Genomic DNA, 21,990 nt, shown 5'->3' on the forward strand with positions numbered 1-21,990 from the left:
AGCCTGCCCCGGGGGTACAGCCGACCATCAGCGGGACGTACCCCGACCGCTCCGGTGGCAGCATGGGCCCATGGTGCAGCCAGCTCGGATCGACGAGGACGGGGCCGGTCGGCGGGCCTTCCGCAACCAGCTCGCGGTCGTCACCGGGATCATGCCGGTGATCGCGTTCGTGCTCGTCGTCGACCGACAGGAGGTCGGTGTCCTCGCGACGCTCGGCGCGGCGCTGCCGCTGGTCGCCCTCGTCGTCACCGCGCTCGCCCGACCCGGTGCCGACCCCCGGTGGTTCGCCCTCGTCCTGGCGCTCGACGTCGCCGGGATCGCGTTCATCCGCGGGGACGTCCCGTCGATCGGCGTCAGCGCGCTCTTCGTCCTGCCGGCGCTGTGGGCCGGGTACGCGTTCGGCCTCCCGGGAGCGGCGAGCACCGCCGGGATCACCGTCGTCCTGCTGTGGATCGGGGCGCCGGGCGAATGGGACGTCATCGACACCGCGGACACCGCGCGGCTGATCTCCCTGCCCCTGGTCATCGTCGCGGTCAGCGGCACGGCGGCGGTCCTCGCCGCCCGGGCCCGCGCGCGTCAGGAACTGCTCCGGCGCCAGACCGTGCTCCTCCAGCAGCGGCTCACCGCCGTCGTCGCACGGGAGGAGCTCGTCCGTGCGACCCTCGACTCGGTCGACTTCGACGTGCTGGCCTTCGACGCCGAGGGCGGCACGACGGTCGCGAACCACGGCCGGCAGGGCAGCGCGCTCGACGACCTGGCGTCGGCGCCGGGCGATGCCTCGCTCGCCGAGCTCGTCCGGCGCACACTCGACGGCGACGAGCTCGAGGACGTCCTCGTCGCGGTGCGTCCGGGTGACGGAGCGGTGCGGACCTACTCGATCAACACGCGCCTGCTCCCGCCGGACACCGGGGGCGGGGTGCTCGTCGCCCGGGACGTGACGGCGGAACGCAGCGCGCTGGACGCCCGCGACGACCTGGTGGCGTCGGTGTCGCACGAACTGCGGACGCCGACGACGGCCGTGCTCGGTTCGGTCGAGCTCGCTCGCGAGGTGCCGGGGCTCCCGGAGACCGCCGAACGCATGCTCGACGTCGCGGCCCGCAACGCCGAACGGCTGGTCGAGTTGGTCAGCGGCATCCTCCAGGCAGCGCGGGAGGACCGGGTCGACCTCGTCCTCGCTCCCTGTGACCTCGTGGACGTCATCGAGGCGGCGGTCGAAGCGGCAGGACCGGCCGCCCGGGCGGCCGGCGTCGAGCTGCGCCTCCCGGTGTGCTCCGGGCCGGTGCCGGTGGTGGCGGACGCCTTCCGGGTCCGGCAGGTCGTCGACAACCTCGTCAGCAACGGGGTGAAGTACAACCACGCCGGCGGGTGGGTGGAACTCGGCGCGCACGCCGTGGGTGACCGAGCGTGGGTCATCGTCCGTGACGACGGCATCGGGATCGACGACGAGGACCAGACGCACCTGTTCGAACGGTTCTTCCGTGCCGAAGCGGTCCGCAGCAGTACCATCCACGGGACCGGGCTCGGGCTCGCGATCTGCCGACAGATCGCCGAACGCCACGGCGGGGACCTGACGGTGTCGAGCGTGCTCGGGGAGGGGACGACCGTGACCATGACGATCCCGGTGGGCGGGCCCGGCAGGACCGGGGGCGCGCGGTGAACCCGCTGCTCCTCTGGACGGCCATCGGCAGCGGCCTCGCCCTGCTCCTGGTGGTCCTGGTGACCCGTCGCCGGCTCGGCGGCCGGCACCCCGAGGTCCGACGAGGTTTCCTGGACGTCGGGGTCGCCAGCGTCGGCACCTTCCTCGTCCTGATCGGAGCGGCGCTCCTGGCCGGGGACGCGACCCGGATCCTGGTCGTGTGGCTGGTCGTCGTGCTCGCGGTCGCACTGGTGTGCACCGTGATCCGGTCAGCATCGACCCGTGACGAGCCCCCGGAGGACGTGCAGCGGCGGTCGGACGTGCTCCGCGGCGTCACGAGGGTCCTCGCCCGAGCGGACTACCACCAGGTGTCCTTCGTGCGGCTGGTCGTCTCCCTCGACGACGCCGCGCTGGTGACGACGGCCTTCGGTCCCGGGGCGGGGGTCGTGCACCGGGACCGGCTCGTCGCGGCCCTCCAGCGTCTGGTCCCGCCGGACGCGACCGTCTGGACCGAGGGGGACGACCGCGTCGTCGTCCTGGTCAGGCAGGAGGAGTGCGACCTCGCCGGGTGGCGCGCCGAACTCGAGATGTCGTCGACCGGGGACCCTGCCGACGGAGCGACGGTCGGGTCCTCGACGACCTGGGCCGTGACCTCGACGGACGACCGCGGGTACCGGCTGGAGGACCTCGAGCGGCCCTGACCCCCGGTGTCGCCGATGCCCGACGGCGTCCCGGGTCAGCCCTCGGTCGGGAGGTCGATCGAGAGCACGTCCGTCGCGGTCTGCTGGGTTCGCGAACCGCCCGATCCCTCGGCGAACACCAGGGTCACCACCACCCGCATGGTCGCGGTGCGGTCGTCCGTCGGGCCGAGGACGAACGTGCCCGACCAGGACTGCGGACGCGAGACCGCGAAGCCCGACGGGTCCGTCTGCGCTCCCGGCTGGCCGCCGGGTGGGAGGTCGCTCCCGTCGCGTGCCAGGGCGGAGGTCTCCACCGCCGCACGGACCAGCCGGACGTCGGAGCCTCCGCGGGAGGAGACGGACATCGACAGCGGCTTGGCGGAGCCCGCGGTCCAGTCCTGCAGCGGCAGCGTCGACCAGTACCGCACGCCGACGACGAGGTCACCGGCGCGGACCGTCCGGCTCAGGGCGCCGTCGACGAGGTCGCCGCCCGGTCGTGCTGACGGGGTGCTCGCGGCCGTGCTGGGCGAGCCCGACGCCGACGCCGACGCGCTTGCCCGACCGGGGTCGCGGGTCGCCCGGTCCGTCGCCGCGGACTCCCACGGAGGGGTGCCGCACGCGGTGAGCGCCAGCGCTCCCGTGGTGACGACCGCCGCGACGAGGAACGGCCTCGATGACGTCCGCCTCATCGCTCCCCCGATCCCAGAGCAGATCTTGAGGATCCGCAGCGCCATGCTAGCGCGCGGCCAGAGGACGCTGGGTGAGGCTGATCGCGACCACAGCACCACGCCGACCGATCAGGAGCCACCATGTCGACGACCCGACCGACCGCAGCCCCGACCACGGGCGTGCCGACCCGGTACACCGTCCGCCACGACCCCGAGCTGGCCGCAGCCGTCCTCGACGACCTCGCGTCGCTGCCGGACTACCGCCCGACGATCGGGTGCGTCATCCCGGCGTACAACGAGGCCGAGAGCATCGCCGCGGTCCTCGACTCCCTGCTCGCGCAGACCCGCGTCCCGGACGTCGTCCACGTCGTCATCAACAACACGACCGACGCGACCTTCGACATCGCGGCCGCCTACGCGGGACCGCACCGGATCGAGCACGGGGACGTCGTGCAGGAGACCGAGGTCTACGTGCACGACATCGGCGAGAACCCGGACAAGAAGGTCGGCGCGCTCAACTACGGCTTCAGCCTCATCGAGGGCTGCGACTACATGCTCGGGGTGGACGGCGACACGACCGCGCACCCCGAGGCGGTCGAGTGGCTCGCGCAGGAGATCGTCTCGGACGCACGCATCGGCGGCATCTCCGCGATCTACTCCATCGACGACGCACCGTTCCGCGGCCTGGTCCCGCGGTTCCTGATCGCCGGACAGCGTGCCCAGTTCGCCGCCTTCAACATGCAGAACATGCTCAAGGGCCGGAACATGGCCGTGCTCGGGGGCCAGTTCTCGATCTTCTCGATGCGCGCCCTGCACGAGGTGATGGAGGTCAACCACCAGGGGTCGCCCTGGGTCAAGGACAGCGAGGTCGAGGACTCGCTGCTGTCCCTGCAGATCAAGAGCGCCGGGTACCTCACGAAGATCAGCGCCCGGGCCCGTGCGGACGTGGGCGGGATGCACACCCTCCGCGGGCTCGACGCGCAGCAGGTGAAGTGGAACTTCGGGGCGATCGAGCTCATGTGGCCCGGGCAGCGCGGCGACACGAAGGGGCAGCCGTTCCACCCGAACCTGCGGCTGCGGTGGGTCGAGCACGCGTCGATGCTCACGAACTTCGTCACCCGCGTGCTGTTCGTGCTCCTGCTGGTGGCGTCGCTGTCGATCGGCGCCTTCGTCTTCAGCCCCGTGTGGCTGCTGCCCCCGATCGCTGCCGTCGCCCTCAACCTGCGCGTGGTCGCGTCGATGAAGCACCGGACGTGGCGTGACGTGGTCTTCGCGTTGGCTGCGGTGCCCGCCGAGGTCTACATGTGGATCCGGCTCGGGCACTTCCTCCGGGCGTGGACGCGGTTCGCGAGCAAGAAGCAGACCGACAACTGGGCCGAGCAGGCGAAAGCCGAGCGCGGTTCGGGCAACGGCTACCTCGCGCCCGTGGTGGTGGTCGTCCTGGTGATGGCGGCCGCGGTGTACGGCTGGCTGCAGCTCGACGTCGTCGCGCAGTCCACGATCCTGTGGTTCGGCTGGCCGGTGCTGGCGGTGATCACGGCGCTGCAGACGCTGGGCATGATCGGGAAGCTGCTCCGGCGCCAGTTCGGGTACCGGGTCTGATCCGCGTGTGCGACCGCGACTCAGCCGGCTGCGAACCCCGGATCGCCGGGGCCCGTCAGGCGGTACCCGACACCCCGGACCGTCACGACGAACCGCGGCGCGTTGGGGTCGTCACCGAGCTTCCGGCGGAGGTTCGCCATGTGCACCTCGACGTTCCGGCGGTCGGCGTCACCGACGTAGTGCGTGGTGACGTAGGCGTCGTTCCGCAGCGCCAGGGCCAGGTCGGCCTTCGAGCGCACGCGGCGCCGCGACTCGAGCAGGGTGGCGATGAGGTCGAACTCGGTCTTCGTGAGCTCCACCGGGGCGCCGTCGACCTCGGCGAGACGGGCGTCGGGGTCGAGTGCGAGCCCGTTGTGCTCGACCCACGAGGCGGAGGGGTCGTGCGGGACCGCGGACGGCTCGGAGGCGCTCGCCGCCGGCGTCCCGGCACCCGGGGCGGTCTCAGCGACGCCCGACGCGGACGCGCTGGTCGTGGCGGGCTGCGGCGGGGCGTCCGCGAGGGGCTCGGCGCCGGCGCCCGGCACCGGCAGCTCGGGACGGGGCTGCCCGCCACCGACGGCGGCGTGCGGGCCGTCGCCGACCGCGGCGTGCGGGCCGCCGTCCACCGCCGCGGTGTCGGAGCCGTCCACGACCGATCGTGGGCGGCGCAGCATCGCACCGAGCCGAGCGCGCAGCTCACGGGGGCGGAACGGCTTCACGATGTAGTCGTCCGCGCCGGCCTCGAGCCCCTGCAGGACGTCGATCTCGTCGCCCATCGCCGAGATCATCACGATGTAGGTGTTGCTCCCGGACCGGATGCGGCGGGCGACCTCGAAGCCGTCGATCCCCGGCAGCGAGACGTCGAGGGTGGTGACGAGCGGTTCGTGGGCGAGGACCGCACGGACGCCGTCCTCGCCGTTCCCTGTGCTCACGGTCGAGAACCCGGCCTGTGTGAGCACCTGTTCGAGCAGGTAGCGGATGTCGAGGTCGTCCTCGATCACGACCGCGACCCGACGCGGGTCGCCCGGCCGGTCCTCCATGCTGTCCCCCTCCAGCCGTCCGGAGGTGCTCCGTGGACGGCACGGTGATCGTCGTCGACGCGTCCACCGAGGCGGATCGCTACGGCTGGCTCGTCTCCTCGCAGTATGTCAGTCGGCTCGACCGGGTGTACGGCTGGGGGGCGGCGCTCAGCAGCTTCACACCGCCCCCGACGTTCCTGCTGATCGGCGACCCCGGTTCCGCCTCGGCAGCGCAGGTGCGGTCGATGGTCCGCATCAGCCGCACGCTCGGGGTCCGGGTGGTGTGTGACACCTCCCGGACCTCGGGCGAGCAGGGGGGAGACGTCCTCGCGCGGGCGATCGCGGCCGGTGCGACGGCGTGGGACGGCAACCCCGGTGCCGCCGGGGTGGTGTTCACACCGGCGTGACGACCGCGGTCACCGCGGGCGGCACGACGCCGCACCGCGGAACCGTCAGGGGCCGTCCGCGAGCCCGACGAAGGCGACCAACCGATCGAGCAGGAGCCGTCGGAACGGCACCGAGGACCAGCCGTGGTCCGCGCCCTCGACCGGGGTGAAGGCTGCCCCGGGCAGCACCTCGCCGTACCGTTCGCCGTACGACAGCGGCACGATCTGGTCGGCCGTGCCGTGCAGGACCTCGGCCGGCCCGGTGTAGCGGTCGATACCGGCGTAGACGTCGAGGCCGGCCGTGACCTCGTCGATGAACGCCGTGCCGAGCGCCATCCCGCCGAAGTCGAAGTACCCCTGCTCGCGGGCCGGCGCGAGTGGCTGGCCCTGGATCTCGTCCTTGCTCGCGATGTCGTCGACGACGACGCCCGCCGGCGACCACAGCGTCAGCGAGGCGACCAGCTCGGGGACCCGGGCCGCTGCCGTCGCGGACTCCACGGCGCCGAGGCTGTGCGCGACCACGTGCACCGGTGCTCCGGCGTCCGCGGCGAGCGTCCGGATCATCGACTCGACCTGGTCGACCTCGTCACCGATGGTGATGTCGGCGAACTCGCCGTCGCTCGTCCCGTGGCCGAGGCGGCTGTACGAGCGGACCACCGCTCCGTGCTCGTGGAGCCGACGGGCGGTCTGCACGAACAACTGCTGGCCGCCGGTGTCCGTGCTGCCGAAGCCGTGCACGAGCAGGACCGCCGGGCGTCCGGGCTCGACCGTGCCGAGCTCCCAGCCGCGGACCGTCCGGCCCCGGTGGTCGAGGGTGATCGGGCGCATCAGTTCGTCCGGTCCGCGAAGCCGGCGGGCAGGTCGGCGGGCGCTGTGTCGACCACGGTCTCGTCGTCCTCGCCCACGTGCTCGAACAGCGTGATGTGCGCGAATTCGGGCACGACGTAGATCGGGTAGGTCGGGCCCTGGTCGCGGTACTCGCGCATGCGGTCGAGGTGGTCGTTCTGGAAGAGCACGGTCTTGCTGCCGTCCTCCTCCACCCAGTGCGGGAAGAAGATCGTGCCGTGCAGCACGCGTTCGCCCGGGACGACGGTGACGACGACGCTCGTGCCGGTCGGCTCGTTCCACGACACCTTGTACACGCCGGCGGTCAGGGCGACGAGGTCGACCTGCTGGTCCTTGACCCAGCGACCGCCGACCATGCCCGAGTGGATCCGGTAGTCGATGGTGGTGGCGTTCTTGACGTACATCTCGTACTGCCAGCCGTTGGCGTACGTGTAGATGAACCGGTGTCCGACGATGCCGGAGAGGTCCTGCTCGGGGACGGGGTGTTCGACGCTCGTGGTGATGTCCATGCATTCGAGTTTGCACCCGGAATGCGTTTGTTGCAGACGTAGTTCCGGTGAGTACGCTGAGAGGGTGTCCACCCGCCCGAACGACCACGGCCTCTCCGACGCGGCCCGCCGCCTGAGCGCGGAGATCGGGCCCTTCCGCCGTGCGCTCCTCACCACGGCGCGCCGCTCCGGTGACCTGCCCGACATCCCGGACGCGCAGATCGAGGTCCTCCGGCGACTCGACGCCGACGGGTGGTCGAGCCCGACCGCCCTCGGACGGGCGCTGGGGCTCGCGCGCTCGACGGTCAGCAACCTCGTCGCCGCGATGGAGCGGGACGGGCTCGTCGAGCGCCGGCTCGCCCGCGGTGACGGTCGGAGCACCGAGGTCGGGCTGACCGAGCTCGCCGAGCGCCGGCTCGCGGTCTACGACGAGGCCGCCGAACGGGTGCTCGTCGAGGCCATGGCGGCGTCGTCCGCAGCCGACCGTCGCGTGCTCGCCGAGGCCGGCGCCGTGCTGGAGCGACTCCGCCAGCGTCTCGAGGGCCGCGCGGACTGACGCCCGACGAGCACGTCCGGCGCGCCGACCGCGCCGCCCGCGCCGCCCGCGCCACCGACGACCACGCCCGGGCGTGTCGCTCTTGTGCGCCCCGGGCGTGTCGCTCTTGTGCGCCCCGGGCGTGTCGCTCTTGTGCGCCCCGGGCGTGTCGCACTACTGTCGTCCTCCTGCCCACCGGCAGGACGCCCGCCCCGGGCACCACGGAAGGACTGCGCATGCGCGCCGTACAGCACCCCGAACAGTGGGTCGAGCTCCAGCTCGACGCACTCGTCGTGCTGTCCGAACGGCAGTACGCGAGCCAGTCCCTCCGCAACCCCGCGTAGGCACGCGACCGTCACCCGACGCCCCGCGAGCCCACCCGGCCCGGGGCGTCCCGTCTCCTGCCCTCCCGTCTCCCACCCGACCTCGGGTCGGGTGGACCGGTCGGCAGTCAGGCACCGTCCCGGACCGTCACCCCCGGCCGTCACCCGACGGCCGCCGACCGTCACGGAAAGCGAGACGAACCACCATGCAGCACATCACCGACCGATTGCTCAGCTGGGCCTCCCTGCTCGAGGAGACCACCGAGCAGCAGGCCCGCACGACGGCGCGGATGCCGTTCGTGTTCCCGCACCTCGCCCTCATGCCCGACGCCCACCTCGGCCTCGGCGCCACCGTGGGCTCCGTCATCCCGACCCTCGGCGCGGTCATGCCCGCCGCCGTCGGCGTCGACATCGGGTGCGGCATGATCGCCGTCCGGACGCAGTTCTCCGCGGCCGACCTGCCGTCCGACCTGCGCGGCCTCCGCGAGCAGATCGAGCGTGCGATCCCGCTGTCCGCCGGCGCGTCGAACCGGAAGATCGTCGCGACCGCCGAGCCGCGCATCGCCGAGCTCGAGACGATGGCCGAGGCGGCCGGGTTCGACCCCGCGGGCGCGCACGGCGGGTGGCGGAACCAGCTCGGGACGCTCGGGTCGGGCAACCACTTCATCGAGGTCTCGCTCGACGAGGCCGACCGGGTCTGGCTGTTCTTGCACTCCGGGTCGCGGGGCGTCGGCAACAAGATCGCCCAGCGGCACATCCGGGTCGCGAAGCAGCTGATGCGGCGCTGGTGGATCGAGCTGGCGGACCCCGACCTGGCCTACCTCGTCGAGGGGACCCCGGAGTTCGACCGGTACATCGCCGAGCTCCGGTGGGCGCAGCACTTCGCCCTGCTCAACCGCGAGGAGATGATGGACCGCGTCGTCCGGCAGCTCGCCGAGGTGCTCGGCACCGCGGTCGACGAGCAGGAGCGGATCAACTGCCACCACAACTTCACCCAGCGCGAGACGCACTGGGGGAAGAGCGTGTGGGTCTCCCGGAAGGGCGCGATCCAGGCGCGGGCCGGGCAGCCCGGACTCATCCCGGGCTCGATGGGGACCGCGTCCTACGTCGTGGAGGGCCTGGGCAACAAGCCGTCGCTCGAGTCGTCCCCGCACGGTGCCGGCCGTCGGTTCTCCCGGTCCGCGGCGCGGAAGACCTTCACGCACGACGAGCTCCGCGCCGCGATGGTCGGGATCGAGTACCGCGACACGGACGCGTTCCTCGACGAGATCCCGGCGGCGTACAAGGACATCGACCAAGTGATGGCGGACGCCGCCGACCTGGTCCGCGTCCGGCACACGCTGCGGCAGGTCGTCAACGTCAAGGGTGACTGACTGCCTGGGGCCACGCCGCCGGTTCCGGCCCGTCGCGCCAGCGACGGTCCGGCCGTGCCGGTGGGGAGAGGCGCGGCGGGCCCGCACCGCGGCCTCTAGTCCGTCCCGTCGTCGGCCTGGAGGCGCGTGGCGGGTCCGCACCGCGCCTCCGGTCCGTCCCGTCGTCGGCCTGGAGGCGCGTGGCGACCCGGCCACGCGCCTCCAGGCCCGTCCTCCCGGTCCGTCATCGGTGCGGTCCGGGGACCGCACGCGGTCCGGACAGGACCGTCCCCGACGGGCACGCTGGACCGATGAGCGGAACGGCGGAACGGGCGGTCAAGGACGCCGGACGGCAGGCACGGCGGGTGGCCGACAGCCGCTGGTTCGAACTGCTGGCGCGCGGCGGGTTCATCGGCAGCGGTGTCGTGCACCTCCTCATCGGGTACCTCGTGATCCTGCTCGGGATCGGCAGTGCGGCCGGCGGGAGCGAGACGGACCAGTCCGGCGCCCTGCAGCAGATCGAGCGGGTGCCGGGCGGGGTGTTCCTGCTGTGGGTGGTCGCCATCGGGACCGCTGCCCTCACCATCCGGCTCGTCGTCGAAGCCGTCGTCGGCGGGCGGAGCGACAGCGCTCGCGCCTGGGGAGCCCGACTCAAGAACGCCGGCAAGGCCGTGGTCTACGGCGCCATCTCGTGGTCGGCGATGCAGTACGCGATCGGGGCCGGGACGAGCTCGAGCGGGTCCTCACGGACCGCCGCAGCCAAGGCCATCGCGACGCCGGGCGGGGTGTTCCTCCTGCTGCTCGTGGCGCTCGTCGCGATCGCGATCGGCATCGCGCTCGTCGTCGAGGGGGCGCGTCGGTCGTTCTGGAAGCAGCTCGTCCGCCCGCGGCAGCCGATCGAGCACGCGGTGACCGTGCTCGGCGTCGTCGGCTACGTCCTCAAGGGTGTCGCGGTCGTCGCGGTCGGCGTCCTCATCGCCGTCGCTGCGTTCCGGAGCGACCCGGACCAGGCCACGGGCCTCGACGGCGCCTTCGACGCACTGCACGAGATGCCCGGGGGCACCGTGGTGCTCGTGGCGATCGGCATCGGGTTCGTGGCGTTCGGCGTGTACAGCTTCTTCCGGGCGCGGTACGCGCGGCTCTGAGGGCGCGGGGTGCCCTGGCCGTGCGGACCGGACGAGCCTCCGGGAGCGATGCGGCATCAAAGTCGTTTTGTGATCGAACTTCTACCCCCGCTTCTGGGGGTGCGGTGGTGAGGATGGCTCCGTAGCGTCCTGGGTAGTTGCTCAGGTCGGCCATGGGGGCTGTGCGCTGCACGCAGCTGTTGAGGGGTTCTTCGCGCGTTCGCTGCGTCCTTGTCGCGCCGTGTCCGTTGGTCAGTGTTCGCCGTGGTGGCGTTGCTCGCGCTGCTGGGGTCGTTGTTGGTGTCCGTGAGTCAGCCGGCGCCTGCGCAGGCGGCGGTGACGGGAACGGGTGGCCAGTTCGTCCCGATGCCGTCGAACGCCCGCGTGCTCGGCGGTGGGACCAGCGCCGGGACGTGGCGGACGGTGCAGGTCGCCGGGGTCGCCGGGCTGCCGTCGTCCGGGATCGGTGCCATCACGTTCATGGTGACGATCGCGGACCCGAACGGGTCGGGGCAGCTGCAGGCGCGCGCGGACTCGGGGGACGCAGCGACGTTGCTGACGATCTACAACTCGGGTGTGGGCGGGAACACGTCGAACACCGGGCTCCTGGCGGTCGCCGACGACGGCAGCATCCAGGTGAAGACCGACACGGCCCAGTCGACGGTCATCATCGACGTCACCGGGTACTACACGTCCACGCAGAACGGTGCGTCCGCGGGCGGGTTCACGGCGATGTCGCCGGTCCGGGCGTTGGACACCCGTGACGGTACCGGCGCGTCCTCTGCCGGGGTGCTGCCGCCGGGGTCGCGGCGCACGCTGCAGGTGACGGGCAAGAACGGCATCCCTGCCGGTGCGGCAGCGGTCGCGGTGAACGTCATCGTGATCAACCGTGAGGCGAAGGCCGGGTGGGTGCGTCCCACGCCGAACGGCGCCGACGGCAGCACCGGGGTGTTGAACCACAACTCGACCAAGGGTCTGACGACCGCGATGCAGGCGCAGGTCGCGCTCGGCGCCGACGGGAAGTTCTACCTCGACACCGCCAGCGGCGGCGGCAACATCGACCTCGTCGTCGACATCCAGGGGTACTTCCTGCCCTCGAACCCGGGTGGTGGGTTCACGCCGTTGCAGGGTCGACTGATCGACACGCGGAACAGCTCCAGCATCGCTGCCGGCGGCTCGTTCACAGTGCAGGTCGGCGGTCAGGCGGGCGCACCGACGGTCGAGGGCGGGCTGTCGGCGGTCGCGGTGACGTTCACGGCCATCAACGACAGCGGTGCGGACTCATACGCGAAGATGTGGGCGGACGGTGCGGCGGAGCCGGCCTCGTCGGCGATCAACAGCGACGCGACGTCGAAGGTGACGAACACGGTCGTGACGGCGGTGGGTGCGAACGGCAAGATCCGCATCAAGAACATGGGGTCGACGGCGATGAACTACCTCGTCGACCTGCAGGGCGCCTACAACTCGCTGCCTGGCGGCCCCGGGAACACGAACCGGACCGGTCAGCGGACCTCCGCGACGACCCTGCCGTTCCCGATCACCGACCAGACGAACGCGTCGGTTGACGTCGGGACGGGGAACCTGCTGGTCACCACGACCGCGTTGAACCTGCCCGGGGTGACGCAGAACACCACGATCGGGGCTGCGTACAACTCGCGGGCGACGAACGTCGCGAACGCGAACACGATGGACGCGAACCGGTGGCAGTACGCGCTCGCTGGTGCGGGCGACCTCACCGCCAACGCGCAGGGTGTCATCTACACCGACGCCGTCGGGACGGCGTGGCAGTTCACCCCGACCGGTACACAGGGTGCGTTCATCTCCCCGGCCGGTCTGCAGCAGACCCTGACCCGCGTCACTCCGAGCGGGGAGGACACGCAGTACCAACTCAAGGGGTGGACGTCGAACTCGACGACGGTGTTCAACCTCGCCGGGCAGCCCACCAAGGTGACCGACCGCAACGGCAACATCACCGACTTCACCTTCGCCACGTCCGACCGGTACAAGCTGACCAGCCTCGTTTCCACGGCTGGCGTGACGGGTGCGCGAACGGCGAACTCGTCGTACGCGAACGGCGTGCAGACGTTCTCCCAGTCCAGCGGCTCGAGCTCGCGGAGCGTGTCGTGGACGAAGAACAGCGCCGGTGACATCACCACGTACACGGACGCGCTCGGCAAGCGGACCACGTTCGGCTACACCAGCGGTGACCTCACCACCATCACGGCGCCCGAGGGCGGCGTGACGGCGTTCACCTACGACTCCTCCGACCGGATCACGAAGGTCGAGCAGCGCAACACCACCGCCGGTTCCCCGGGGACCGCCGTGACCCGACTCTCCTACGCATCGGACACCTCCACGCTCGTCGCGGACCCCCGGTCCGACCAGTCCAAGGCGATCGCCGACACGGCACACACCAGCTACACGCTCGACGGCAACGACCTCGTGACCAAGGCCGTCGACCCAGAAGGGAACGAACGGTCCCGGACGTACAACCCGGCGAACAACGGCGTTGCGACGTCGACCGTCGGAGCGGCGGGCGGCGATGTGGCGCAGACGAAGACCACGAACAAGTACGACGCGAACAACGGGCAGTCGTTGACGCAGTCCGAGTCCGGCTCCGGCAGCACCAGCAGCGCCACCTACGGCTCCTCCTCGGCAGCGGCGGCGTACCTGCCGTCAAAGACCACCGACGGGTCGAAGAACGACACCAACTTCACGTACGACGGGCCCGGGAACCTCTCCTCCACCAGCACCAACGGGCAGAGCGGGAGCACGGAAGCGTCGACCGCGACGCTCGAGTACAACAAGAAGGGCACCGACCCGTACGCATGGGGTGCGGTCAAGACCGCGCAAGCGCCCGGCAACACAGTCAAGACCAGCTACAGCTACGACACGAACAACCAGTTGCTCGCGATCACCGCTCCCGACAACACGGTCGGGCAGCAGAAGTACTCGTACGACGCATTCGGCCGGGTGCGCAACCACACCGACGGCAACGGCGGCGTCACAACGTACGCGTACGACAACGACGACCGGCTCCTGACGACCGCGTTCGACGACGGCACCCCGACGGTCACGAACACCTACGACGGCAACGGCAACCTCCTCACCGAGCAGTCCTCGACCGGCACCATCACCAACACGTACGACCAGCGCAACCGCCTGACGTCCACGGCGAACACCGCCGGCGGCGGGACCGTGTCCTACGCGTACGACCTCGGCGGGAACACCCGCACCGTCACCGACCAGCACGGCACCGTCACGCACGACTACAACTCCGCGAACGTGCTCACGGCGACCACCTACCCGGCCGCGAACGGCGGAACGGCGAAGCAGGTCTACAAGATCGACGACCACGGACGCCGCACCGACACCTGGCTCGGCGCCCCCGCGAACGCGACGCCGGACACGGCGCCTACGACCTGGGCGGCGCACCAGAAGATCACCTACGGTGCCGGCAACAAGGTCACCCGCGTCCAGGCATCGGCGAACAGCGCGAACCCGAAGCAGGTCATCGACCTGACGTACTGCTACATCACGGGTGTGGCAACCGGCGCGGACTGCGCAGCCCCCAAGAGCGCGGACGATACGGACAAGATCCAGTGGTCCAAGAACAACCTGTCCGGGCAGACCACCGTCTACACGTACGACTCCAACAGCCGCCTCACCAAGGCCGAGCAGGCTGCAGGTGGGACGGACGTGACCTGGGCGTACACGTACGACAAGGCCGGCAACCGACTCACCGAGACGCAGTCCGGTGACCGGACGAGCTCGCAGACGTTGACGTACAACGCGGTCGGGCAGATCACCTCGGACGGGTACGAGTACGACAAGGTCGGGAACCTGACCAAAGCACCGGGAGAGACGTTCACCTACAACGGTGCGCAGCAGCTGACCTCGTCCACCAAGGACGGCGTCACCACGACGTACGAGTACGCGGGCGCGGACATGAACAAGCTCCTGTCACAGTCCACGGACGGTGGTGCGGAGTACGACTACACGTATGGCACGACGGATCAGAACGGTGTTCCCGTGATCAGCAGCCGCACTGTCGCCGGCACGGGCACGGCGTCCGTGATCAGCGACCCGGTGACCGGGCAGCCGCTGGACTTGCAGACCACTGACGGTGCCACGAGCATGTGGGTCGTTGACGGGATCGGCAACCCGAACGCCGCGATCACCGACGCGGGTGCGAAGGCGTATGAGGTGCACTACGACCCGTACGGTACCGAGCGGATCACCGCTGACGACAAGGCCAGCGTGCAGTGGCAGCAGAACCCGTACGGGTTCAAGACCGGACTCCGCTCGAGCAGCAGCAACGGGCTGACGAAGTTCGGGTATCGGTGGCAGGCCAGTGCCACCGGCGGATGGATCGAACGCGACACCCTCGACGCACCCCTCGACCCGGGCAACGCAAACCGATACGCGTACGCGGCGGACGACCCCATCAACAGTTTCGACCCGTCCGGCCGAGCGATTGGATTGGTACGCGGTCTAGCAGCTGCTACCGGACTTTATTCGACTTATGGAGCGCTCAGCGGTGAAGGTACCCCTGCTGGCTATATCGCAGGCTCCTTGGCTGAGATAGGCTGCGGGCTTACTGCTGCTGCTATCGGAGTAGGTACCGCGGGGGTGGGAGCCGCCGTCGTCGGTTTCGGGTGCTTCGCCCTCGGCGAGTATGTGAGCAGTCAAGCCAGTGCTGCTTCGGTTAATTAAGGAGGGCGAATGAAACGCACGGGACCAACTGCAACGCTGGTGATAGGTGTGCTGGCCTTCGGTTTGGCGGCTCTTTTTGTATCTTCTTTTCAGCCGCTCGAGTCCGTCGGTCGATCCGGGTTGCCCGCGATTGTGATAGAGGTCGCACTCACTGTCGGGGGGATCGCGTGTGTGGTCTCCGGGCTGTACCGTTTGCGTCGGAAAGGCAAGTAAAAGTATCGACGATAACGGCCGCCGCACCGACACCTGGCTCGGCACCCCCGCCAACGCGACGCCAGAAACGGCACCCACGACCTGGGCGGCGCACTCGCATGCCAAGGGAGAGTATACGCAAACCGCCTTTCACAGCGGGATCCAGAGCGGATTGATCACCGGCCTGATCCCGGCCGTCGGAGGCGGAATCTACGGAGTTAAGGTATCGTGAGTAAATCTATCGTGCTTCGTGTTCTCAGCCTTGTCTTCACATTCGCGGCTCTCGGCATAGGCTTAGGCTTGTTCTTATCTCCGGAGAGCATGGAGTTGCCGACATTTCTGGTCATGGCTTTGGCTGCCGTTTCATTCGGAATAGCGGCGGTCGCCGTCTGGCGGCGAGCGGGTCGATCTGATAAGAGTGCGAGGTAGTCCTCTGGGGCGGTGTAGCTCCTTTGTGCATAGATCTATCGCCCGCCCTTGCCGTTACAGGACCCGCGTCCGTCGATCTGCGGCTGGGCCCAGGTGAGGAATGAAGTGAGTCGTTCAGGAACGATCACGATGTTCGTGCTCGGCGCGATCTCGTTCGCGGTGGCCATCGGTTTCACGTTCTCCTCGGAGCCGCTCGATCCGGTCGGGCGAACGGGATTGCCCGCGGTCGTGATCGAGGTGCTCGCTGCATTGGCTGGGATCGGGTGCGCGCTCTCCGGGGTGCGCGGGCTGCGTCGCAAGCCGTAGCGGGACCTGCCCTGACTGGGGGAGGAACCGACGTCGACCGCAGGGACACACGGCGTCGGGATCGACACGTTGCCGGAGTGCGCGACGGCGACCGGGAAAACCCTGTGCTCGGGGGACGTGTCGTCGAAGCCGCGGAGCGTGTGTGGCATTCGCCCACCGCGCTCGTCGACCACGGGTGAACGCGCACCGAGGCCGTCCCCGGTACGCAGGGACCATGGACCCCGCGACCACCGGACCCGTGACCGTCTTCTGCGACGACCAGGCCGTCCTCGCCGAGAGCATCGTCTGGAGCCCGGAGGAGCACGTGCTCCGCTGGACGGACATCACCCTCGGCACGCTCACCACGGCGTCGGCCGACGGCACGGTGCAGAGCGTGGTCCCGCTGCCGCCGCCTCTCGCGAGCTTCCAACCCCGGGCATCCGGAGGGTTCGTGGCCGCGCTCGGTGACACCGTGGTGCTCACCGACCAGGACGGCGTGGTCGATCGGGAACTCGCCCGGGTGGACCACGCGACCGCGGGCATGCGGTTCAACGAGGGCAAGTGCGATCCCTTCGGCCGGTTCGTCGTCGGCAGCATGGACCTCGGCGGTGACGATCCCGCGGGCGCGCTGTACTCGTTCGAGGCCGACGGCTCCGTCCGCACGTTGCGTGGCGGGTTTGGGGTGGCGAACGGCTTCGAGTGGTCCGCCGACGGGACGACGATGTTCGTGACGGACACCAGCACCTCGACCATCTACCGTGCGTCGTACGGACCGGACGGCGTGCTCGGTGAGCTCGTGCCGTTCATCAGCGGTGCGGCGCACGACGGGCTCGTCCGCGACGACGAGGACTGCCTCTGGACCGCGGTGTACGGCTCCGGGCGGGTCGAGCGGTGGAGCCCGGACGCCGCACTGCTCGAGGTCGTCGAGGTCCCGGCGCCGAACGTGACGTCGGTGGCGTTCGGCGGCGACGACCTGTCGACGCTCTTCATCGCGACGGCACGGGAGAACCTCGAGGAGGGCCAGCTGGAGGCGCATCCGCACTCGGGAGCGGTGTTCGCCGTCCCGACGCGTGTCCGCGGGCTCCCGGCGAACACGTTCAGCGGCTGACGGGGTGGGGTCCGTCGGGCAGGAGTCCGGCGCGGGTATCCTGGGCGACCGTTCGACCCGAGGAGACGCCGTGGACGACGACCGCACCCCGCACCCCGACGACCGCACGCCACGCGCCGGCACCGCACCGGACCCGGCGGGCCGCCTGGCCGAGGCGGAGGACGCCGACGTCACGGTCGAGGTGGACCGCATCGCCGTCGACGGAACCTACGTCCGGGTCAGCTCGATCGGTGAGCCGGGTGAACGCGCCTTCCTGCTCGTCGCGGGCCTCGGCATCGCGGCGACGTACTACGAGCGGCTCGCCCCGCACCTCAACGAGAACGGCCCGGTCCACGCCCTCGACCTCCCCGGGTTCGCGGGCGTCCCGCACTTCCGCGGCCGGGTGACGATCGAGCGGTTCGCGGACGCGGTCGAGCGGGTCATCGACGAGCTCGGTCTCGAGGACCCGGTGCTCGTCGGGCACTCCATGGGCACGCAGGTCGTGACCGAGGTCGCGGCACGGCGCCCGGACATCTCGGACCTCGTCCTCATCAGCCCGGTCGTCGACTCGCGGGCACGGACCGTGCGGCAGTCGGCGTTCCGGTTCCTCCGCTCGACCGTGCACGAACCGGCGGCGGTGCGCTGGCACGGCATCACGGCCTACGCGCTCTGCGGGTGGCACTGGTTCTCGAAGGTCCTGCCGCGGATGATCGCCTTCCCGATCGAGGAGCGTGCGGCCGAGGTGCAGGCCCGCGCCCTCATCGTGCGTGGTGAGCACGACGCGATGGTGCCGCGGGACTGGGTCCGACGGCTGGCCCGGGTGTTCCCCTACGCGGTGCTCCGCGAGGTGGTGGACGGCGCCCACTCGGTGATGCACGCGCAGGCGGACGCTGTGGCGCGGCTCGCGGTCGACCACGTGGCCGGTCGGATCCCGGACCGAGGGGTGTCGTCGCTGCAGCGTGTGCGTGACGACTCGACGTCATCGGACCTCGATCGGTTGGGCCCCGGTGATGCCTGGCTGCTCGTGAAGTCGCGGTTCATCGAGCTGTTCGGCATGGCCCGGAACGACGACGAGGCCCTGGAGGCCGCGAAGTCCGCACACGCGGTCGCGATGGCGGACGGCGACGGCCTCCCCGTCGATCCGGCGGACCGCCGAGCGGTCGTCGACGAGGTCGCACCCGAAGCGCGCGACGCGCGCTGACGACGGACGGGAGGCGCGGTGCCAGCTGGCACCGCGCCTCCCGTCCGTCTGTGGTGCAGTCCGTCAGGGCTGGATGCGCCCGATGAGCATGTCCGGCGTCAGCGAGTGGGCGTCCGCGAGGACCTTCCGGGCCTCGTCGGTCTTGTCCCACACGTTCCAGAGCAGCACGCCCTTCACGACCTGGTCGTCGTCGAGGTAGTACACGACACCGGTCACGGTCGGTTCGGTCCAGTCCTCGACGGTGTGCAGCGACGAGGACACCTGGCCGACGGCCTCGTACCCCATGTCGAACACGTCCGAGTAGAACATCGGCGTGTGGTCGTACGTCTCGTCCGCGTCCGCGAGGTTGCGGCCGGCCTGCCGACCCTGCTGCTGGGCGTTGTCGACGTGCTCCACGCGGCGCGTCCCGAGGATGCGGTCCGGGTACTCGGCGACGTCCCCGGCCGCGAAGACCGACTCGTCGTCGGTGCGGAGCGTCGAGGACACCACGATGCCGTCGCGGACGGTGAGCCCGGCGTCGGCGGCGAGCTGCGTGACCGGCTCGATGCCGAGGCCGACGACCACGGCGTCCGCCTCGACCGAGGAGCCGTCGTCGAGCGTGAGGACCACGCCGTCGCCGGTCTCCTCACCGGAGGAGACCCGCCGGCCGAGCCGCAGGTCCACGCCGGCGTCGACGAAGCGCTGCTGGAACGCCCGCGCCAGGTCGTCCGGGAACATCCGGCCGCCCACGACGTCGTCGGGGTCGACGAACGTCACCTCCGCGCCGTTCTGCGAGATGCCGGCCGTGATCTCGGTGCCGATGTACCCGCCGCCGACGACGACCACGTGGGCGCCGGCGTCGGCGAACTCCCGGAGCTTCCGGTAGTCGGCGGCGCTGCGGTAGTCGAGGACGCGGTCGGACGGCTCGAGTCCGGGCAGACCGCGCGGCTTCCCACCGGTCGCGATGAGCAGCCGCTCGTACCCGTGCGTCTCGCCCGAGTCGGTCGTGACGGTCTTCGCGTCCCGGTCGATCGCCGTGACCCGGCTGCCCAAGAGGAACGTCGCGCCGGTCTCCTCCGTGTGGAGGTCGACCTTCTCGTCCCAGCTGAACTCCGGGTCGGTCCAGAGCTTCTTCGAGAGCGCCGGCCGCGCGTACGGCGGGTCGACGTCCTCGCTGACGATGCCGATCGTCCCGTCGGCGTCGAGTTCGCGGATCCCGCGTGCTGCGGAGTCCGCGACCATCCCGCCGCCGACGATGAGGTACCGGAAGTCGGTCATGTCGTGCTGCTCCCTAGATCGTGGCGACCGAGCCGGAGTCGACCCGGTAGTTGGCGCCGTTGACGAAACTGGCGAGGTCGGAGCACAGGAACGCGACGACGTTCGCGACCTCCTCCGGCTCACCGCGTCGGCCGAGTTCCATGTACGGCCGTTCCTCGTCGAGGAACGACGAGACGGCCTCGTCGAAGGACGAGCCCAGCTGCTTCGCGCGCTTGTCCATCATCGCGTCGGTCATCGGCGTGTGGATGAACGCCGGGCTGACGCAGTTGACCAGCAGGCCCTCGGACGCGTAGCTGCGCGAGAGCCCCTTGGCGAAGGACAACACGCCGGCCTTCGCGGCGCAGTAGGGCAGCTCGTCGTCGTACGGCTGCGAGGCGTCCTCCGACACCAGGTAGACGATGCGACCCCAGCCGCCGTTCCGCAGGTCCGAGATGAACTCACGGGTGATGCGGACCGGCCCCATGAGGTCGATGTCGATCGTGTCGAGCCAGCCCTGTTCGTCGATCTCGTGGAACAGGCCCTGCGCACCGGTGACCCCGGACGACTGCACGAGGATGTCGATCTCGCCGACGGCGCCGCGGACCCGCTCGTGCAGGGCCGCGAGGCTGTCCGCCTTCGTGACGTCCGCCGCGAAGGCGTGCAGCCGACCAGGAGGGGCCTCGAGCTGGTCCGCGCTGTTGTCCAGGCGGGCCTGGTCGAGGTCGGTCACGACCACGGTCGCGCCTTCGGCGAGGAGGATGCGGGCCGTGTTCCAGCCGATCCCCGAATCCCCGCCGAAGACGAGCGCGGTCTTGCCCTGGATGCCGAGGTCCATGCGCTGCTTACTCGTGGTCGGAGGCGCTCGCGACCGCCGGGGTGGTGGCCGAGGCCAGCGGCGTGCTGGGCGAGCGGTTCTCCGCGGAGACCATCCAGGCCAGCTGCTCGAGGCGCTCGATGAAGCCGTGCAGCAGGTCGGCGGTGGTCGGGTCTTCCTCGTCGACCTCGTCGTGCACGTCGCGCATCGTGCCGGTCGCCTGGTAGAGGCGCAGCGTGATCTCGTCGATCGCGTCGTGCGTCGTGATCTCGCCGTCCGGGAAGGCGTCGAGGTGGCTCGACGCGGCGACGGTGGCCGAACGGCCGTCCGGCACGGCGTACAGGGCGCGCATGCGCTCCGCGGTGTCGTCCGCGAACTCACGCGCTGCGTCGACGATCTCGTCGAGCTGCAGGTGGAGGTCACGGAAGTTCGTGCCCAGGATGTTCCAGTGCGCCTGCTTGCCCTGGAGGTGCAGGTCGATGAGGTCCACGAGGACCGCCTGGAGGTTCTTCGCGAGCTTGTCCGATGCGTGCATGATCGGCTCCTTCCACGTCGGTGACCATTCCGGTCTACGCGGGACTCCCTCCGTGCACGCTGGCCGTCCGTCCCCCGGGCACGTCGAACGGACGACACGAGCCGGATGTGGGCGTTCCGACCACCCGCGGCCGGCGGGGCTCAGTGCGCGGCGACGGGGGTCAGCGCGCGGCGACGGAACTCAGCGCGCGGCGACGGAACTCAGTGCGAGGCGACGGGGCTCAGTGCGAGGCGACGGGGTCGACGTGGTCGACGGCCTCGCGCATGTCCTCGAGGAAGCGGGCGACGACCCGGGCGTCGGCGGCGGGGAGGCCCTCGGCGATCGCCATCATGCGGCGGTGCATCACGCCGAGTGTGGCCCGGACCTCGTCGTCGGTCTCGGTCGTCGGCACGATGACGAGGGCTCGGCGGTCCGTCGGGTGCGGCTCGCGACGCACGTGGTTCGACCGCACCAGCCGGTCGATGAGGATCGTCGTCGAGGCGGAGGAGATCTTGAGGTAGGCGGCGAGGTCCTTCGGGCTGACCTGGCGGCCGGCCCGCTGCGCCTGCAGCAGGAACCGGACGGCGAGCAGGTCGGTCTCACCCATGCCCATCGAGTCACGGGTGCGTCGGCGCATGGCCGTCTCGGCGGAACGGTAGCGACGCAGGGCGTTGAGGACGGCGACGCCCCGCTGCGTCGCGTCGTCGTCGGGGAACCAGTACCCGGACGCCTCGGTGATCTCCTGCGTGGACATGCGGGACAGCGTAACCCGTCTCCTTACTAGAGCGTCTAGCGAGTCCGCGGATGGGGTACAGGCGCATGCGCCTGCATGTTGTGCAGGAGAGACGAACGGGAGGCGCGCCGCCAGCTGGCACCGC

The 21,990-nt window shown here is 70.6% G+C and carries 19 protein-coding genes; 11 read left to right on the forward strand and 8 right to left on the reverse strand.

What is annotated here, in order from left to right; genetic code table 11:
* Positions 1–70 precede the first annotated feature (70 nt).
* Together MON03_RS01685 and MON03_RS01690 are read left to right on the forward strand one after the other, a co-directional pair.
* Positions 71–1,657, forward strand: a complete 1,587-nt coding sequence (locus MON03_RS01685) for a sensor histidine kinase (RefSeq protein ID WP_242090133.1) — start codon at positions 71–73, stop codon at positions 1,655–1,657.
* A complete protein-coding gene (locus MON03_RS01690; RefSeq protein WP_022902954.1) occupies positions 1,654–2,337 on the forward strand; it encodes a hypothetical protein in 684 nt (227 codons plus the stop codon). The genes MON03_RS01685 and MON03_RS01690 overlap by 4 nt, the downstream gene beginning before the upstream one ends.
* A gap of 35 nt (positions 2,338–2,372) precedes the next feature.
* Here MON03_RS01690 and MON03_RS01695 read toward each other — a convergent pair whose 3' ends face one another.
* A complete protein-coding gene (locus MON03_RS01695) occupies positions 2,373–3,005 on the reverse strand; it encodes a hypothetical protein (protein WP_022902953.1) in 633 nt (210 codons plus the stop codon).
* 120 nt (positions 3,006–3,125) lie between these two features.
* Here MON03_RS01695 and MON03_RS01700 point away from each other — a divergent pair, with 120 nt between their 5' ends.
* On the forward strand, positions 3,126–4,586 hold the full coding sequence (locus MON03_RS01700) for a glycosyltransferase family 2 protein (protein ID WP_242090135.1): 1,461 nt from the start codon (positions 3,126–3,128) through the stop codon (positions 4,584–4,586).
* A gap of 20 nt (positions 4,587–4,606) precedes the next feature.
* On the opposite strand, the gene MON03_RS01705 is transcribed toward MON03_RS01700, so the two are convergent.
* Complete coding sequence (locus tag MON03_RS01705) at positions 4,607–5,605, reverse strand: response regulator transcription factor (protein ID WP_242090137.1); 999 nt, start codon at positions 5,603–5,605, stop codon at positions 4,607–4,609.
* A gap of 32 nt (positions 5,606–5,637) precedes the next feature.
* Here MON03_RS01705 and MON03_RS01710 point away from each other — a divergent pair, with 32 nt between their 5' ends.
* Positions 5,638–5,991 (forward strand): hypothetical protein, encoded by a 354-nt coding sequence (locus MON03_RS01710; protein ID WP_242090139.1) that lies wholly within the window; start codon positions 5,638–5,640, stop codon positions 5,989–5,991.
* 45 nt (positions 5,992–6,036) lie between these two features.
* On the opposite strand, the gene MON03_RS01715 is transcribed toward MON03_RS01710, so the two are convergent.
* Complete coding sequence (locus tag MON03_RS01715) at positions 6,037–6,798, reverse strand: alpha/beta hydrolase (protein WP_242090141.1); 762 nt, start codon at positions 6,796–6,798, stop codon at positions 6,037–6,039.
* The gene (locus tag MON03_RS01720; RefSeq protein ID WP_022902644.1) at positions 6,798–7,325 is read right to left on the reverse strand and encodes a phenolic acid decarboxylase; all 528 of its coding nucleotides are present in this window, start codon (positions 7,323–7,325) and stop codon (positions 6,798–6,800) included. The genes MON03_RS01715 and MON03_RS01720 overlap by 1 nt, the downstream gene beginning before the upstream one ends.
* Before the next feature lie 64 nt (positions 7,326–7,389).
* Here MON03_RS01720 and MON03_RS01725 point away from each other — a divergent pair, with 64 nt between their 5' ends.
* The 7 genes from MON03_RS01725 (at position 7,390) to MON03_RS01755 (ending at position 18,548) form a co-directional block, all read left to right on the forward strand.
* Complete coding sequence (locus tag MON03_RS01725) at positions 7,390–7,860, forward strand: MarR family winged helix-turn-helix transcriptional regulator (RefSeq protein WP_022902643.1); 471 nt, start codon at positions 7,390–7,392, stop codon at positions 7,858–7,860.
* A 508-nt stretch (positions 7,861–8,368) separates the two neighbouring features.
* Positions 8,369–9,535 (forward strand): RtcB family protein, encoded by a 1,167-nt coding sequence (locus tag MON03_RS01730; RefSeq protein WP_022902641.1) that lies wholly within the window; start codon positions 8,369–8,371, stop codon positions 9,533–9,535.
* Positions 9,536–9,825: 290 nt separating this feature from the next.
* Positions 9,826–10,659 carry a DUF1206 domain-containing protein gene (locus tag MON03_RS01735; protein ID WP_242090143.1) on the forward strand — a complete coding sequence of 278 codons (834 nt, stop codon included), beginning with the start codon at positions 9,826–9,828 and terminating at the stop codon, positions 10,657–10,659.
* 315 nt (positions 10,660–10,974) lie between these two features.
* Positions 10,975–15,354 carry an RHS repeat-associated core domain-containing protein gene (locus tag MON03_RS01740; RefSeq protein WP_242090145.1) on the forward strand — a complete coding sequence of 1,460 codons (4,380 nt, stop codon included), beginning with the start codon at positions 10,975–10,977 and terminating at the stop codon, positions 15,352–15,354.
* Between the two features lie 750 nt (positions 15,355–16,104).
* Positions 16,105–16,281, forward strand: coding sequence for a hypothetical protein (locus MON03_RS01745; RefSeq protein WP_242090147.1), 177 nt, complete (start codon positions 16,105–16,107; stop codon positions 16,279–16,281).
* Between the two features lie 214 nt (positions 16,282–16,495).
* Entirely contained in the window at positions 16,496–17,368 is an 873-nt protein-coding gene (locus MON03_RS01750; RefSeq protein WP_242090149.1) for an SMP-30/gluconolactonase/LRE family protein, read from the forward strand.
* Between the two features lie 70 nt (positions 17,369–17,438).
* The gene (locus MON03_RS01755; protein ID WP_242090152.1) at positions 17,439–18,548 is read left to right on the forward strand and encodes an alpha/beta fold hydrolase; all 1,110 of its coding nucleotides are present in this window, start codon (positions 17,439–17,441) and stop codon (positions 18,546–18,548) included.
* A 63-nt stretch (positions 18,549–18,611) separates the two neighbouring features.
* On the opposite strand, the gene MON03_RS01760 is transcribed toward MON03_RS01755, so the two are convergent.
* The 4 genes from MON03_RS01760 to MON03_RS01775 all read right to left on the reverse strand — a co-directional run bounded on the left by MON03_RS01760 (position 18,612) and on the right by MON03_RS01775 (position 21,866).
* Positions 18,612–19,805, reverse strand: a complete 1,194-nt coding sequence (locus MON03_RS01760) for an NAD(P)/FAD-dependent oxidoreductase (protein WP_242090154.1) — start codon at positions 19,803–19,805, stop codon at positions 18,612–18,614.
* Between the two features lie 13 nt (positions 19,806–19,818).
* Entirely contained in the window at positions 19,819–20,619 is an 801-nt protein-coding gene (locus tag MON03_RS01765; RefSeq protein WP_022902635.1) for an SDR family NAD(P)-dependent oxidoreductase, read from the reverse strand.
* Positions 20,620–20,626: 7 nt separating this feature from the next.
* A complete protein-coding gene (locus tag MON03_RS01770; protein WP_022902634.1) occupies positions 20,627–21,133 on the reverse strand; it encodes a Dps family protein in 507 nt (168 codons plus the stop codon).
* Positions 21,134–21,353: 220 nt separating this feature from the next.
* Positions 21,354–21,866 (reverse strand): MarR family winged helix-turn-helix transcriptional regulator, encoded by a 513-nt coding sequence (locus MON03_RS01775; RefSeq protein WP_242090156.1) that lies wholly within the window; start codon positions 21,864–21,866, stop codon positions 21,354–21,356.
* Positions 21,867–21,990 lie beyond the last annotated feature (124 nt).

Origin of the sequence: Curtobacterium sp. DN_7.5, assembly GCF_022655355.1 — a bacterium.
GTDB lineage: Bacteria > Actinomycetota > Actinomycetes > Actinomycetales > Microbacteriaceae > Curtobacterium > Curtobacterium luteum.